The sequence below is a fragment of the Mesorhizobium sp. B2-3-15 genome, from assembly GCF_006442875.1.
Lineage (GTDB): Bacteria > Pseudomonadota > Alphaproteobacteria > Rhizobiales > Rhizobiaceae > Mesorhizobium > Mesorhizobium australicum.
In genome coordinates, this window is the sequence record NZ_VFVO01000001.1 from 593,366 (window position 1) to 607,987 (window position 14,622).

At 63.5% G+C, this 14,622-nt stretch carries 13 protein-coding genes; 8 read left to right on the top strand and 5 right to left on the bottom strand.

Annotation, left to right across the window (positions count from 1 at the left end; genetic code table 11):
* Positions 1 to 81: 81 nt before the first annotated feature.
* The 4 genes from coaE to FJ954_RS02980 form a co-directional block, all read right to left on the bottom strand.
* Positions 82 to 663 carry a dephospho-CoA kinase gene (coaE, locus tag FJ954_RS02960; protein WP_140660363.1) on the bottom strand — a complete coding sequence of 194 codons (582 nt, stop codon included), beginning with the start codon at positions 661 to 663 and terminating at the stop codon, positions 82 to 84.
* Positions 660 to 1,517: a shikimate dehydrogenase gene (locus FJ954_RS02965; RefSeq protein WP_140660364.1), complete on the bottom strand. Its 858-nt coding sequence runs from the start codon at positions 1,515 to 1,517 to the stop codon at positions 660 to 662. Before FJ954_RS02965 ends, coaE begins: the two co-directional genes overlap by 4 nt.
* Positions 1,510 to 2,109 carry a Maf-like protein gene (locus FJ954_RS02970; RefSeq protein ID WP_140660365.1) on the bottom strand — a complete coding sequence of 200 codons (600 nt, stop codon included), beginning with the start codon at positions 2,107 to 2,109 and terminating at the stop codon, positions 1,510 to 1,512. Before FJ954_RS02970 ends, FJ954_RS02965 begins: the two co-directional genes overlap by 8 nt.
* A 282-nt stretch (positions 2,110 to 2,391) precedes the next feature.
* Positions 2,392 to 3,213 carry a pyruvate, water dikinase regulatory protein gene (locus FJ954_RS02980; protein ID WP_140660366.1) on the bottom strand — a complete coding sequence of 274 codons (822 nt, stop codon included), beginning with the start codon at positions 3,211 to 3,213 and terminating at the stop codon, positions 2,392 to 2,394.
* Positions 3,214 to 3,617: 404 nt separating this feature from the next.
* Here FJ954_RS02980 and hemE point away from each other — a divergent pair, with 404 nt between their 5' ends.
* The 3 genes from hemE to rho all read left to right on the top strand — a co-directional run bounded on the left by hemE (position 3,618) and on the right by rho (position 6,616).
* A complete protein-coding gene (hemE, locus tag FJ954_RS02985) occupies positions 3,618 to 4,649 on the top strand; it encodes a uroporphyrinogen decarboxylase (protein WP_140660367.1) in 1,032 nt (343 codons plus the stop codon).
* Positions 4,649 to 5,185: a protoporphyrinogen oxidase HemJ gene (hemJ, locus tag FJ954_RS02990; RefSeq protein ID WP_140660368.1), complete on the top strand. Its 537-nt coding sequence runs from the start codon at positions 4,649 to 4,651 to the stop codon at positions 5,183 to 5,185. Before hemE ends, hemJ begins: the two co-directional genes overlap by 1 nt.
* A 165-nt stretch (positions 5,186 to 5,350) precedes the next feature.
* Complete coding sequence (rho, locus tag FJ954_RS02995) at positions 5,351 to 6,616, top strand: transcription termination factor Rho (protein ID WP_015314810.1); 1,266 nt, start codon at positions 5,351 to 5,353, stop codon at positions 6,614 to 6,616.
* 58 nt (positions 6,617 to 6,674) lie between these two features.
* Here rho and FJ954_RS03000 read toward each other — a convergent pair whose 3' ends face one another.
* The gene (locus FJ954_RS03000) at positions 6,675 to 8,693 is read right to left on the bottom strand and encodes a thioredoxin domain-containing protein (protein ID WP_140660507.1); all 2,019 of its coding nucleotides are present in this window, start codon (positions 8,691 to 8,693) and stop codon (positions 6,675 to 6,677) included.
* A 72-nt stretch (positions 8,694 to 8,765) separates the two neighbouring features.
* Here FJ954_RS03000 and mnmE point away from each other — a divergent pair, with 72 nt between their 5' ends.
* The 5 genes from mnmE to FJ954_RS03025 all read left to right on the top strand — a co-directional run bounded on the left by mnmE (position 8,766) and on the right by FJ954_RS03025 (position 14,607).
* Positions 8,766 to 10,094, top strand: coding sequence for a tRNA uridine-5-carboxymethylaminomethyl(34) synthesis GTPase MnmE (gene mnmE / locus FJ954_RS03005; protein WP_140660369.1), 1,329 nt, complete (start codon positions 8,766 to 8,768; stop codon positions 10,092 to 10,094).
* Positions 10,095 to 10,286: 192 nt separating this feature from the next.
* Positions 10,287 to 12,170, top strand: coding sequence for a tRNA uridine-5-carboxymethylaminomethyl(34) synthesis enzyme MnmG (gene mnmG, locus FJ954_RS03010; protein WP_140660370.1), 1,884 nt, complete (start codon positions 10,287 to 10,289; stop codon positions 12,168 to 12,170).
* On the top strand, positions 12,167 to 12,799 hold the full coding sequence (gene rsmG, locus FJ954_RS03015; protein ID WP_140660371.1) for a 16S rRNA (guanine(527)-N(7))-methyltransferase RsmG: 633 nt from the start codon (positions 12,167 to 12,169) through the stop codon (positions 12,797 to 12,799). Before mnmG ends, rsmG begins: the two co-directional genes overlap by 4 nt.
* Positions 12,800 to 12,854: 55 nt before the next feature.
* A complete protein-coding gene (locus tag FJ954_RS03020; RefSeq protein WP_031251964.1) occupies positions 12,855 to 13,655 on the top strand; it encodes a ParA family protein in 801 nt (266 codons plus the stop codon).
* 67 nt (positions 13,656 to 13,722) lie between these two features.
* The gene (locus FJ954_RS03025; protein ID WP_140618171.1) at positions 13,723 to 14,607 is read left to right on the top strand and encodes a ParB/RepB/Spo0J family partition protein; all 885 of its coding nucleotides are present in this window, start codon (positions 13,723 to 13,725) and stop codon (positions 14,605 to 14,607) included.
* Positions 14,608 to 14,622 lie beyond the last annotated feature (15 nt).

Genomic DNA, 14,622 nt, shown 5'->3' on the forward strand with positions numbered 1-14,622 from the left:
GGTCGCTCCTGGGAGCAGAATCGCCAGACCGGAACAAAATGGCAATGGGCAATGCTGACGGCCTGCCGTCAGCAGCCCGACTTATCCCTTGATTTCGGCAATGATCGAAGCAACCGCCGCACGCGCGGCGTCCAGCCCCTCGCCGGTGTCGATGACGAAATCGGCCAGCCGGCGCTTTTCGGCATCCGGCACCTGCCTGGCCAGAATCGACGCCAGTTTTTCTTCGCTCATGCCAGGCCGCGCCAGCACGCGCTGGCGCTGGACTTCGGCCGGCGCCGTCACCACGACGACCTTGTCGACGCGGCCACGGCCGCCGGTTTCGAACAGCAGCGGGATGTCGAGGACCACGAGCGATTCGCCCGCTGCACGATGCCTGGCCAGGAAGGCATCGGAATCGGCACGAACCAGCGGGTGGATGATGGCTTCGAGTTTTTTCAGCGCCGCGGCATCGCCGAGCACGCGAGCGCCGAGTTTTGCGCGGTCGACGCTTCCGTGAACCGTGGTGCCGGGAAAGGCGGCCTCGACCAGCGGGGCGGCCTTGCCGGCATAGAGGCGGTGCACCGTCTCGTCGGAATCATGCACCGGAACGCCTGCCTCGGCGAACATCCTGGCCGTGGTCGACTTGCCCATGCCGATCGAGCCGGTGAGGCCGAGCACGATCATGATTTCGGCACCCGGGATTTGGGCACCAGATCGGCAACGATGAGCGCGCGCAGTTCAGCCGTCACCTTCGGCCTGACGCCGAACCAGCGTTCGAAGCCGGGCACCGCCTGGTTGAGCAGCATGCCGAGCCCGTCGACCGTCTTCAGCCCCCGTGCCCGCGCGGCGGCGAGCAGGGGGGTCTCGAGCGGCACATAGACGATGTCGTTGACCACGGCGTGGGCGGGCAGATCCCTGGGGTCGGCGGCCAGATCCCCGTTGCCCTGCATGCCCAGCGCCGTGGTGTTGACCAGCAGGCCGGCGTCGCGCAGCAATTCGCCGGTCGCCGCCAGGGGATGCGCGGACACCCCGGCGCCAAAGCGGTCGCGCAATTCGATTGCCCGGGCGAGCGTGCGATTGACGATGCGGATATCACGGAGGCCGCGCGCCTTCAGCGCATGGATCACGGCACGGGCGGCGCCCCCGGCACCCAGCACCACGGCCGGGCCGTTGGCCGCCCAGCCCGGAGCGTGGTCGTCGAGATTGGCGGCAAAGCCATGGCCGTCGGTGTTGCCGCCCCACAAAGTGCCGTCCTCGAACCAGAGCGTGTTGACGGCGCCGATCTCGTCGGCCGCATGGTCGCGGCGCGCGACCCCGGCAAAAGCCGCCTCCTTGTGCGGGATGGTGACGTTGCCGCCACGATAACCGTTTGCCTGCAGCGTCGCCAGGAATTCGGCGAAGTTTTCGGGCGCGACATCGATCGCCTGATAAGTGCCGTCAATGCCATGCTTGGCCAGCCAGTGACCGTGGATCTTCGGCGAGCGCGAATGTTTTATGGGGTGGCCGGTGACGAAGGCCTTTTTCGGGGTTTCAGCCATCGATGGCTCCCAGTGCGCGCAGTTCCGCCAGCAACGGCAGCAGCGGCAGGCCGACAATGGTAAAATGGTCGCCTTCGATTTTTTCGAACAGCTGGATGCCTTCGCCCTCGACCTGGTAGGCGCCGACACTCGACAATGCCTTGACGCCGACCCGGGCCAGATGCCGGCCGATGAAGGCGGGGTCGAGCTTGCGCATGGTCATCGAGGCGATGCCGACATGGCGCCACAGCACCTTGCCGTCGCGCACCAGAACGGCGGCGCTGTTGAGCTGATGGGTCTTGCCCGACAACGCCAGGAGATGGCGGCGCGCGCCCTCCATGTCGGCCGGCTTGTGGAAGACCTCGTCACCCAAGGACAGCGTCTGGTCGCAGCCAAGCACCAGTGCCCCGGGCCGGCGCTCGCTGACTTCGGTGGCCTTGGCTTCGGCGAGCACCAGGGCGACGTCCTCGGGCGAGGCGCCGCTGTCCTGCAACGGCGCCTCGAGCGCCCGCTCGTCCAGCGTCGCGGGAACCGCCTCGATGTCGACGCCGGCATCGACCAGCATCGCCTTGCGGAACGGGCTGCCTGAAGCGAGGATGATTTTTTCTGTCATTTTGCACTCGGGTGCAGACACAGGCGCGGTTGGAGTGTGAGCTGCTTTACTTTGTAAAGTTAGCGCCGCCCCTCATTGTCCTGCCGGACATTTCCCCCCGTATAAAGACGGGGAGAAAGGGCAGCTTCAACGCGGGCCCTCTTTTCGGCCACGCTGGTGATTGGCGAAGCCATCGATGACAGGGCCCCTCTCCCCGTCTCTATACGGGGAGAGGATGCCGGCAGGCAGGTGAGGGGCGGCGCTAACCTTCCGCGGCAAGCCTCGGAAAACCTCTTGGCTGATCTATCGCGTCTTCCCCCGCAGGGCAACGATCGCCGCCGCCGTTTCCTCGATCGAACGGCGGCTGACGTCGATCATCGGCCAGCCGTGGCGGGTGCAGATCTGGCGGGCATAGGCGAGTTCCTCGTTGATGGCGGCGCGGTCGACATACTCGGTCGGCACATAGGTGCTCGAATTGCCGAGGATGCGGTTCTGGCGCACATGCGAGATGCGCTCGGCGGTGGCGATCAGCCCCACGACCAGCGGCGCCTTGGCGCTGACCAGGCTTTCTGGCACCGGCACGCCGAGCACGATTGGGATGTTGGCGGTCTTGATGCCGCGGTTGGCGAGATAGATGCTGGTCGGCGTCTTCGAGGTGCGCGATATGCCGATCAGCACGACATCAGCGTCATCCATGTTTGCCGGCAGCTGTCCGTCATCATGGTCCATGGTGAAGTTGAGCGCATCGATGCGCCGGAAATATTCGGCGTCGAGCACATGCTGGGCGCCGACGCGGCGGCCGGCCGGCGTCCCGAGATAGGACTGGAAGACCGTCAGCACCGGCTCCAGCACGGACACGCAGGGCAGGCCCATGGCCGCGCAGCGTTCGTCGATGCCGCGTGCCAGCTTCTGGTCGACCACCGTATAGAGGATGATGCCCGGCTCCTCCTCTATGTCCTCGAACACCTTGGCTATCTGCTTTTCGGTGCGGATGAGCGGGTAGATGTGCTCGATGGCGCGTGCATCCTTGTATTGCGCTGAAGCCGCGCGGCCGGCGGCGAGCAGGGTTTCGCCCGTGGCATCGGAAATCAGATGCAGGTGGAAGAAGCTCTGGGGTTTGTTCACAGGGATCACCTGGGGCTGTGGGCGGATGTGGATAAGATCGGACGGGCCGACGGGCCGGCCGGAGGCGACTGTATCAGATGCCGGTTTGTCCACAATTCGATGCGCTGTCAGCTTCTCTTGGCGGCTGGGGACAAGTCCGTGGACGAAGCATTTTGCCTTTTGCTCGTCCACAGGGCAGGTCTCCAGGGCATCAGACCTAGCGCATTGACTCCAGTGGCGGATTCCTGATTGTCCCCAGAACCCTGCCAGCCGCGATCGGGAGTGCGCGACAATATGCTTGCTGGCGTTTTGGCGGCCAAAGCGGGACAGGTGACAACCACCACAACCAACAGACTCTTAGAATCAGAAGACTCTTTTAAAATAAGATATTTGATTAAGAGGAAGCCGGGAGAAGCGAGCGCTCGATGCCTGCAAGACGGATCATTCTGGATGTGCTGAAAGGCGAGGCGGTGTTTCCTCCTCCGCTATGGATGATGCGACAGGCCGGGCGCTATCTGCCGGAATACCGTGAGACGCGAAGACGGGCCGGCTCGTTCCTTGATCTCTGCTACGATCCCGAGCTTGCCGTGGAAGTGACGCTGCAGCCGATCGAGCGCTTTGGCTTCGACGCTTCGATCGTGTTTTCGGACATCCTTGTCGTTCCCCATGCGCTTGGCCGCGACGTGCGCTTCGAGGAAGGGCGTGGGCCGCTCCTGACGCCGATTTCGGCGGCCGAGATTCCGGCGCTGGGAAGCGATGTGTTTCACGTGAATCTCGAACCGGTCTACGAGACGCTTCGCCGGCTGCGGGCGAAATTGCCCGACGAGACGACGCTGATCGGCTTTTGCGGCGCGCCGTGGACGGTGGCGACCTATATGATCGCCGGCCACGGCACCCCGGACCAGGCGCCGGCGAGGCTGTTCGCCTACCGCGAGCCGGCGGCGTTTCGGCAGCTGCTGAAAGTGCTCGCCGACCATTCGGCGTCCTATCTGATCCGGCAGATCGAGGCCGGTGCGGATGTCGTGCAGATTTTCGATTCATGGTCGGGGGTGCTCGACGATGCCTCGTTCGAACGCTTCTGCGTCGAGCCGGTGGCCGAGATCGTCAGGCAGGTTCGGGCGGTCCATCCCGATGTGCCGATCATCGGTTTTCCCAAGGGCGCCGGCGCCCGCTACCAGAGCTACCGCGAGAAGACCGGCGTGACGGGGCTGGGAATCGACTGGACGGTGCCGCTGGAGGCCGCGAAGGCGTTGCAGCGGCAAGGCGCCGTCCAGGGCAATCTCGATCCCTTGCGGCTGGTCGCCGGCGGGCAAGCGTTGGCCGATGGCGTCGAGGCGATCCTCCAGGCGCTGGGGAATGGGCCGCTGATCTTCAATCTCGGCCACGGCATCACGCCGGAGACGCCGGTGGCGCATGTCGAGGCGATGGTGAACCAGGTTCGGAGCGCGGCACGCTGATGGCTGACAGAAATAACACCAACAGCACCGGCCAGGCGATGAAGCGCATGGTCGTTGGCATCGCTGTCCTGATCGTTCTCACCGCGCTTTTGTTTTTCTTCGCGCCGGAAAGCTTCTACCCCTGGGCAAAGGCGATCCATATCCTCGCCGTCATCTCCTGGATGGCTGGGATGCTTTATCTGCCGCGGCTGTTTGTCTATCACGTCGATGCGCAGAAGGGCTCCGTGCAGTCGGAGACTTTCAAGGTGATGGAGCGGCGCCTGCTGCGCGGCATCATCAATCCGGCGATGATCCTCACCTGGGTATTCGGGCTGTGGCTGGCCTGGAAGATCTTTGCGTTCCAGGGCGGCTGGTTGCATGCCAAGATCGGCCTGGTGCTGATTTTGTCGGGCATTCACGGCTATCTGGCCGGCGCGGTGCGCAAATTCGCCGAGGACCGCAACGAAAAGCCGGCAAGGCACTGGCGGATCGTCAATGAGATCCCCACATTGCTGATGATCGCAATCGTGATCCTGGTCGTCGTGAAGCCCTTCTGAGGCTTCATCGGACCCGCTCAAAAGGCGGCTTGCTCTTTCAGCCGACCGACGATACAAGACGGGTCTTCCTTCCCGTCATGCGCCGCCCGTCATTGCTTTCGGCCGCGCCCGGCATTTGTCGCATCCCGCCGATCTTTCCCCCAAAGCCTACCCAGAGTCCGTCTAATGCAAGAAATGAAACTCACCGAGTTCAAGAACAAGAAGCCGCCAGAGCTGATCGCTTATGCCGAATCGCTCGAGGTCGAGAACGCCAGCGTCATGCGCAAGCAGGAACTGATGTTCGCGATCCTGAAGAAGCTCGCCGCCCAGGACATCGAGATCATCGGTGACGGCGTGGTCGAGGTGCTGCAGGACGGTTTCGGCTTCCTGCGCTCCGCCAATGCCAATTATCTGCCAGGTCCCGACGACATCTACATCTCGCCGTCGCAGATCCGGCGCTTTTCGCTGAAGACCGGCGATACGGTCGAAGGGCCGATCCGCAGCCCGAAGGAGGGCGAGCGCTATTTCGCGCTGCTCAAGGTCAACACGATCAATTTCGACGATCCCGAAAAGATCCGCCACAAGATCCACTTCGACAATCTGACGCCGCTCTACCCGACCTCGCGGCTGAAGATGGAGGTCGACAATCCGCCCGGCAAGGACATCTCGCCTCGCGTCATCGACCTGGTGGCGCCGATCGGCAAGGGCCAGCGCGCCCTGATCAACGCACAGCCGCGCACCGGCAAGACGGTGCTGTTGCAGAACATCGCGCACTCGATCACCGCCAATCATCCGGAATGCTACCTGATCGTGCTGCTGATCGACGAGCGGCCCGAGGAAGTCACCGATATGCAGCGTTCGGTCAAAGGCGAAGTCATCTCCTCGACCTTCGACGAGCCGGCGGTGCGCCACGTCCAGGTCGCCGAAATGGTCATCGAGAAGGCCAAGCGGCTGGTCGAGCACGGCCGCGATGTGGTGATCCTTCTGGATTCGATCACTCGCCTGGGCCGCGCCTACAACACCGTCGTGCCGTCCTCCGGCAAGGTGCTGACCGGTGGTGTCGACGCCAATGCGCTGCAGCGCCCGAAGCGTTTCTTCGGCGCCGCGCGCAACATCGAGGAAGGCGGCTCGCTCACCATCATCGCCACCGCGCTGATCGACACCGGCAGCCGCATGGACGAAGTCATCTTCGAAGAGTTCAAGGGCACCGGCAACTGCGAAATCCAGCTCGACCGCAAGGTGGCGGACAAGCGCATCTATCCGGCCATCGACATCCTCAAATCCGGCACCCGCAAGGAAGACCTGCTGGTGTCGCGCCAGGACCTGCAGAAGATCTTCGTGCTGCGCCGCATTCTGGCGCCGATGGGAACCACCGACGCGATCGAGTTCCTGATCGACAAGCTGAAGCAGACCAAGACCAACGGCGATTTCTTCGACTCGATGAACACGTAATCGAGGCGCGGCAGAGCCTTATCTTCGTCATCCTCGGATCAAGCCCGAGGATGACGAATCACTTTCGCCGCAACAATCCTTCCAATTCGTCAGCATCCGTAACCACCGGCAGGCAGACCTGGCCGGTGCACAACCAGGCGCCGCGCCGGTTGGTCGGAGGCAGGATTCCGCCGGGGAGCAAGGGTCGATTCGCCGCCGTACCGATTGGCACCACGATATCGACGCGACGCGGATCTGGGTTTCGATTCGCCACCGGAATGAGCTTCGGATTCTCCAGCCCGTCCACGATGACCAGTTTCAGCGGCTCGAGGGCAAGCGCGCAGGCATTGACGATACCCGCCTGGCCATAGGCCTGGTGCGCCGCTCGGCCGGTAGCATGCTCGGCCGTTTTCCACGCCTTCTCCTGCAAGTCGAGGTTGCCGGTAATAGAAGCCAGCCGGACCTGCGCCTCGATGATCTGGCTGGTGGCCGACAGGATGGCCTCGTCGACATCGCCCCGGATGCGGATCGGCACGTCGGTGCTGTCCGAGGCGGTCAGATAGTAACCCGTGCCTTCTACGTCGGCGTGCCAATGGTCGAGCTGTTCAAGGAACTGGCTGGCCTGCTCGACATAGCTCCAGTCCTCAGTGGCCTCGAACAGCGAGATCGCCGCGTTGGTCATGGCGGCATAGTCGCTCGACAGTGCGGGAAACAGTTTCCGGACACCAAGCATGGAATGCGGCAAGCGACCGTCGCGGCCGGCTTTGCCGATATGGGCAAAGGCCTTGGCCGCGGCCTCGATCCAATCCGGTCGCGCCAGCGAACGACCCGCCTCGGCGAGGGCGGCGATCATCAGGCCGTTCCAGTCGGTAAGGGTCTTTGCGTCCAGGCCCGGCCTGACGCGTTGTTCCCGGACAGCGAGAAGCCTTGCCTTGAGCGGGACAAGCCGCTCCCGGTCGGCAACACCAGACGCCTGCTGGGAGAGGGTCTGATGGAGCACCGGCTTACCTTCCCATCCGGGCGGGCTGGAAAGGCTGAAGTACTTGAAAAACAAGGTTAAATCGTCTCCAAGAGCAGATTCGATCTCCCCCCTGCTCCAGGTGTAGAACAGGCCTTCCTCGCCATCGCTATCGGCATCGAGGCTGGCGGCGAAGGCGCCGCCTTCGACACGCATTTCGCGCAGCAGCCAGTCGACCGTGTCCTCGATTCGGACCCGGAACAAATCATTGCCGGTCGCCGCGAGGGCCCAGTTGCAGAAGCGGATGAGCTGCGCATTGTCGTAGAGCATTTTCTCGAAATGGGGCACCAGCCATTCGGCGTCCGTCGAGTAGCGGCTGAGCCCGCCGCCGATGTGATCGTAGATACCGCCGCTCAACATATGTTCGAGGCTGACGAGGACGTCGTCGCGATGCGCGGCATTGCCGTCCCGCAGCCAGGACAGCCACAGCGTCTGCATGAACGGCGCGTTCGGGAATTTCGGCGCGCCGGCGAGCCCGCCGCGGTCGCGGTCGATCATGCCACTGACGCGGCCGGCAAGGTCGGACAGCGTATCGCGATCGAGAAGTGCCTTGGAATGCGTGGCCGAGAGCCGCGCCTCGACATGCGAGGTCAGGCCGTCGGCGCTCTGGTGCAGGCTTGCCCGCTTCTCGCGCCATGCCTTGTCGACCGCTTCCATCACCTGGATGAACCCCGGACGGCCATAGCGCGGCTCGCGCGGGAAATAGGTGCCGCCCCAGAACGGCTTGCCGTCGGGGGTCAGGAACATGGTCAGCGGCCAGCCGCCCTGCTCGCCCATCGAGGACAGGGCCGCCATATAGATCTGGTCGATGTCGGGTCGCTCCTCGCGGTCCACCTTGATATTGACGAACAGACGGTTCATGACGGCGGCGACATCGTCGTTCTCGAAGCTTTCATGGGCCATGACATGGCACCAATGGCAGGCGGCATAGCCGATGGAGAGCAGGATTGGCCTGTCCAGGGCTTTTGCCTCCTCGAGCGACGCCGGTGACCATCCGCGCCAATGCACGGGATTGCCGCTGTGCTGCTGCAGATAGGGGCTGGCCTCTTCGGCAAGCAGGTTTTGCGCGGGCAATGTCACAATGGCCAACTTTCAGGAGCGATCCGGGGCGGTGATGAGGCGAAAGCTAGGGCGGTTCGGTAAAGCGGGCAAATGATTTCAGGCGATTCGATCGTGGCGTTGTCGAGCGGCCGGCTTCCGGCCGGTGTCGCGGTGCTGCGAATATCCGGCCCGCAGACTCGATTCATAATCGAAACGATCGCCGGAGGCATGGTTAAGGCGCGGGGTGCGGTCCTGCGCAGATTCAGGGCTCCGGATGGAACCGTGCTCGATAACGGTTTGGTTCTGTTCTTTCCCGGTCCGGCGAGCTTCACCGGTGAGGATGTCGCCGAGTTCCATGTTCATGGCGGGCGCGCCGTGGTGGCCAGGATGCTGGAAACGATCGCTGGTTTCGACGGCGTCAGGCATGCCGAGCCGGGAGAATTCACGCGCCGCGCCTTCTTCAACGGCAAGGTCGATCTGGTCGAGACGGAGGCGCTGGCGGACCTCGTCAATGCGGAGACCGAGGCGCAGCGGCGTTTTGCCATCCAGAATGCCGGGGGCGCGCAGAGCGCGCTCTACCTCGGCTGGCGTCAGCGCCTGATCCATGCACGGGCCATGATCGAGGCCGAGATCGACTTCGCCGATGAAGACGATGTACCGGGTTCCGTTTCAGATACGGTCTGGTCCGACGTGAGGTCGATGATCTCGGAGATCGACCGCCACATCGCCGGCTTCCATGCCGCCGAGATCATCCGCGACGGCTTCGAAGTCGTCATTCTCGGCGCGCCCAATGCCGGCAAGTCCAGCCTGTTCAATGCCTTGGCGCGGCGCGATGCCGCTATTGTAACGGATGAACCTGGCACCACCCGAGATTTGCTGGAGGTGGTGCTGGATCTCCGGGGCTTGCGTGTCCGACTGACCGACACGGCCGGGTTGCGGGAAGCGCCTGGCAAAATCGAGGCGATCGGCATCGAGAAGGCAAGAGCCAAGGCGGATCGCGCCGATCTGCTGCTGCTGCTCGAGGACGCTGCGGACCCCAAGGACGCCGGTCCGCTGCCGATGTCGACGCCGGCATTGCGCGTCGGCACCAAGCTCGACCTGCTCGATAGGAGAGCGACCCAGGATGCAGCTGGGCGCTACGAGTTTGGTATATCGGTGGTCGATGGGACGGGTGTGGATGGATTGCTGGCAGAGATCGGTCGCCGCGCTGCCGAGGCGGCCGGCGATAGCGGCGATGTGCTGCCGTCACGGCTACGCCATGTCGAGTTGCTCGACGCGGCGAACCGGCATCTGCGCCGCGCCGTCGATGAACGCATGCCCCAGGAATTGCGCGCCGAAGAGCTGCGCCTGGCAGCGGATCGCATGGGACGGATAGTGGGTGCGGTGGACGTCGAAGATTTGCTCGACGTGATCTTTTCCCAGTTCTGCATTGGAAAATGACTCACGTGAAACACGATGGCTGCCGAAGCTCGTGCTGACTCACGTGAAACAATCAAGCGGTATTCACGTGAAACGCCGACAGAAGCAGGGTTTCCCTGTTTCACGTGAAACGTCGCGCGGAAGTTTTCTTGACAGTCCCGTCTCGCGGGGACATGTGTCGCTGATCTCTTTTGAGTCCGGGACCTATATGGAATGACCGATCACTATGATGTGGTTGTGGTGGGCGGCGGCCATGCGGGTTGCGAGGCGGCCAGTGCCGCTGCGCGGGCTGGCGCGAGCACCGCACTGGTGACGCTACATTTCGACACGATCGGTGTGATGTCGTGCAACCCTGCCATCGGCGGGCTGGGCAAAGGGCATCTTGTGCGCGAGATCGACGCCATGGACGGGCTGATGGGCCGTGTGGCGGACGCCGCCGGTATCCAGTTCCGCCTGCTCAACCGCCGCAAGGGCCCGGCGGTGCGCGGCCCACGTACACAGGCCGACAGAAAACTCTATCGCCTTGCCATGCAGGAAGCGATTCGGCAGCAGAACGATCTCGAGGTGGTGGAGGGCGAAGTTCTCGATTTCGACATCTCCGATGGAAAGATCGCCGCGGTTCTCCTGGCAGACGGCCGTCGGCTTGCCTGCGGCGCCGTGGTGCTGACGACGGGAACCTTCCTGCGCGGCCTCATTCACATCGGTGAAAAGAAGATCGTCGCGGGCCGCATGAACGAGAAGGCCAGCATGGGGCTGTCGGCAACGATGGACCGCGCCGGCTTCAAGCTCGGGCGGCTCAAGACCGGCACGCCGCCGCGACTGGACGGACGAACCATCGATTGGGCGTCGCTGGAAAGCCAGGCGGCGGACGAGAATCCCGTGCCATTCTCGCTGATGACCGACCGTATCGTGACGCCGCAGATCGATTGCGGCATCACCCGCACGACCACAGCCACGCATGAGTTGATCCGCGCCAATCTTGGCCGTTCGGCCATGTATTCCGGCTCGATCGAAGGGGTTGGGCCGCGTTATTGCCCGTCGATCGAGGACAAGATCGTCAAGTTCGGCGACCGGGACGGGCACCAGATCTTCCTCGAGCCGGAGGGGCTCGACGATCACACCGTCTATCCCAACGGCATTTCGACCTCGCTGCCGGAAGACGTTCAGCTGGAGATATTGAAGACTATTCCCGGTTTGGAGCATGCGGTCATGCTGCAGCCTGGCTATGCCATCGAATATGATCATGTCGATCCGCGCGAACTGCATCCCACGCTAGAGACCAGGCGCGTTGTCGGGCTTTTTCTGGCCGGGCAGATCAACGGCACGACCGGCTATGAAGAGGCCGCAGGGCAGGGCCTGCTCGCCGGCCTCAATGCGGCGCGGCGGGCGGCGGGCGGCGCACCGATCGTGCTCAGCCGCACCCAGGCCTATATCGGCGTGATGGTCGACGATCTGACCAGTCGCGGCATCAGTGAACCCTATCGGATGTTCACGTCGCGGGCCGAGTTCCGGCTCTCGCTGCGCGCCGACAACGCCGATGAGCGGCTGACGCCGCTGGCGCAGACGCTGGGGATCGTCTCGGCGCGGCGGATGCAGCGTTATGGGGATGTCATGCAGCGGCTGGATGAAGCGCGCGAGATGGCGCTTTCGTTGACCATGACGCCGAACGAGGCGGCACGGCACGGTTTGGAGATCAATCGCGACGGCGTGCGCCGGTCCGGCTTTGAACTGCTGGCCTATCCCGGTGTCGATGTGGCTTGGCTGGCTGGGGTTGAACCGAAATTTCACGATATCGATGCCAGGACTGCGGAGCGTCTCGAAACGGAAGCGAAATATTCGGTTTATCTGGATCGCCAGAGCACCGACGTCGCGCAGATCCGGCGTGAAGAGAGCCGGCTGATCCCGGACAGCGTCGATTTTGTCGGCGTGCCTGGCTTATCCAATGAGCTGAAGCAGAAGATGCAGGCGCGGCGGCCGCGCTCCATCGCGGAGGCGCAGCGCATGGAAGGCATGACGCCGGCGGCGTTGGCGATCATCGTCGCGCATGTCCGCCATTGGGAATCGGTGCAGAAAGCCGAGCAGAGGGATGTTGCGTGAGTTCCTTCTCTCGCGAGCGCCTGCAGGAGGCCGCCGGCCCCGTTTCACGTGAAACATTCGATCGCCTGGTGGCGTTCGAAGCGATGTTCCAGAAATGGAACCGCAGCATCAATCTCGTGGCGCAGTCGACCTCGGGCGATGTCTGGCAGCGCCACATTCTGGACAGCGCGCAACTTGCCGGGATAGAGCCCGATGCCATGCATTGGGTCGACATCGGGTCTGGTGGCGGATTTCCCGGGCTTGTCATGGCCTTTCTGCTCGGCGACCGCGCGGGCGCCAGCATCGATCTGGTCGAAAGCAACCGCAAGAAAGCTTCGTTCCTGCAGACCGTCGTCGGGCAGTTCAGCCTGCCGGCGCGGGTCGTGGCGCGCCGCATCGAGGACAGCCATGTGCTTGTTTTGAAGCCGGAAATCGTCACCGCACGGGCGCTGGCACCGCTTTCGGTGCTGCTGGACCTGTCGGCGCCATGGCTGACCTCGGGCGCGCGGGCGCTGTTTCACAAAGGCCGGGATTATCGCGCCGAAGTGCAAGAAAGCGTTAACCGGTGGACCTTCGATCTGGTAGAACATCCAAGCGTGACCGACGCCAGCGGCGTCATCCTCGAATTGTCCAATGTGCGACCTGCCTGAACCGAGACGGGTCTGAGTGTTCGGCGACCCAAAGATGAATTTCTGGCATAGACCCATGATGAAGAACGGCCCTCGAATCATCACCGTAGCCAACCAGAAGGGCGGCGTCGGCAAGACCACCACCGCCATCAATTTGGCCACAGCGCTGGCGGCAATCGGCGAGAAAGTGCTGATCGTCGACCTCGACCCGCAAGGCAATGCCAGCACCGGTCTCGGCATCGACCGCAAGGACCGGACGGTTTCGTCCTACGATGTGCTGACGGGCGAACTGGATCTGGAAGCCGCCGCCATTCCGACCGCGGTGCCCGGCCTTTCCATCGTTCCTTCGACGCTGGACCTGCTCGGCATCGAGATGGAGATCGCCTCGGCACCCGACCGGGTGCTCAAGCTGCGCAATGCGCTGCGTGCCGCGACCGAGCGCGGGGCGCCCTTCGGCTATGTGCTGATCGATTGCCCGCCCTCGCTCAATCTTTTGACCTTGAATTCAATGGCGGCGGCCGATTCCGTTCTCGTGCCGCTGCAATGCGAGTTCTTCGCGCTGGAGGGTCTCAGCCAGCTCCTCGAAACCGTCGAGCAGGTGCGTCGGTCGATCAATCCGGACCTCACCATCCAGGGCATCGTGCTGACCATGTATGACGGCCGCAACAATCTCGCCAACCAGGTGGTGCAGGACGTGCGCGAGCATATGGGCGACAAGGTTTATGAGACGATCATTCCGCGCAATGTCCGGGTGTCCGAAGCCCCGTCCTATGGCAAGCCGGCCATTCTCTATGACCTGAAATGCTCGGGCAGCCAGGCCTATCTGCAATTGGCCTCCGAAGTGATCCGCCGCGAGCGTAAATTGCGCGCTGCTTGATTAGAACCGATGCACACTTAACAGCCGATTCTATACCGAAACGATCTGAAATAGACGTGGAATAAAGATGAGCGAAGATCTCTCGAGGAAAAGACTGGGTCGCGGGCTGGCAGCACTGATCGGCGAGATCGATCGCCCGGCGGCCCCGGAAAAGCCCGGCATGAGCGCCGACGGCAAGGTGCCGATCGAGTTCATCAGCGCCAATCCGAAAAATCCGCGCCGGCATTTCGGCGATGCCGAACTGACCGACCTTGCCCAGTCGATCCGCGAACACGGCGTGGTGCAGCCGGTCGTGGCGCGGCCTTCGCCGACGCAGGCCGGCCGCTACGAGATCATTGCCGGCGAGAGGCGCTGGCGGGCGGCGCAGCGCGCCGGGCTGACCGAGATCCCGGTCATCATCCGCGACGTCAACGATCGCACCGCGCTGGAACTGGCGATCATCGAGAACGTCCAGCGCGCCGACCTCAATCCGGTCGAAGAAGCACAGGGTTACCAGCAGCTCATCGACGACCATGGCTACACCCAGGCCGATCTTGGCCAGGTCATCGGCAAGAGCCGCAGCCATGTCGCCAACACGTTGAGATTGTTGAAGCTTCCCGACGTGATCCGCGACATGCTGGTCGACGGCGCGCTGTCGGCGGGCCACGCCCGCACGCTGGTGACGGCGGAGGATCCGGCGGGCCTCGCCAAGCGCATCGTCGAGGAGGGACTTTCGGTGCGCCAGGCCGAAGCGCTGGCGCAGATGCCGGCCGGCGCCAGTTCCAACGGCACCAAGCCAGCCGCGCCTGCCGCCGAAAAAGACGCCGACACGCTGGCGCTGGAAAAGCTGCTCACCGACACGACCGGCATGATCGTCACCGTCGACCACAAGGGCAAGGGCGGGGTGCTGCGGGTCGCCTATCGCAGCCTGGAACAGCTCGACGAGCTGTGCAGGCGGCTGAAGCAGGATTAACGCTTAGCCGGCAAA

Excerpts from the sequence above, each read along its gene's own strand:
- hemE (WP_140660367.1), top strand. The coding sequence starts at position 3,618 with ATGCCTGCAAGACGGATCATTCTGGATGTGCTGAAAGGCGAGGCGGTG.
- mnmG (WP_140660370.1), top strand. The coding sequence starts at position 10,287 with ATGACCGATCACTATGATGTGGTTGTGGTGGGCGGCGGCCATGCGGGT.
- FJ954_RS02970 (WP_140660365.1), bottom strand. The coding sequence starts at position 2,109 with ATGACAGAAAAAATCATCCTCGCTTCAGGCAGCCCGTTCCGCAAGGCG.
- FJ954_RS03025 (WP_140618171.1), top strand. The coding sequence starts at position 13,723 with ATGAGCGAAGATCTCTCGAGGAAAAGACTGGGTCGCGGGCTGGCAGCA.
- FJ954_RS03020 (WP_031251964.1), top strand. The coding sequence starts at position 12,855 with ATGATGAAGAACGGCCCTCGAATCATCACCGTAGCCAACCAGAAGGGC.
- rho (WP_015314810.1), top strand. The coding sequence starts at position 5,351 with ATGCAAGAAATGAAACTCACCGAGTTCAAGAACAAGAAGCCGCCAGAG.
- coaE (WP_140660363.1), bottom strand. The coding sequence starts at position 663 with ATGATCGTGCTCGGCCTCACCGGCTCGATCGGCATGGGCAAGTCGACC.
- FJ954_RS02965 (WP_140660364.1), bottom strand. The coding sequence starts at position 1,517 with ATGGCTGAAACCCCGAAAAAGGCCTTCGTCACCGGCCACCCCATAAAA.
- mnmE (WP_140660369.1), top strand. The coding sequence starts at position 8,766 with ATGATTTCAGGCGATTCGATCGTGGCGTTGTCGAGCGGCCGGCTTCCG.
- hemJ (WP_140660368.1), top strand. The coding sequence starts at position 4,649 with ATGGCTGACAGAAATAACACCAACAGCACCGGCCAGGCGATGAAGCGC.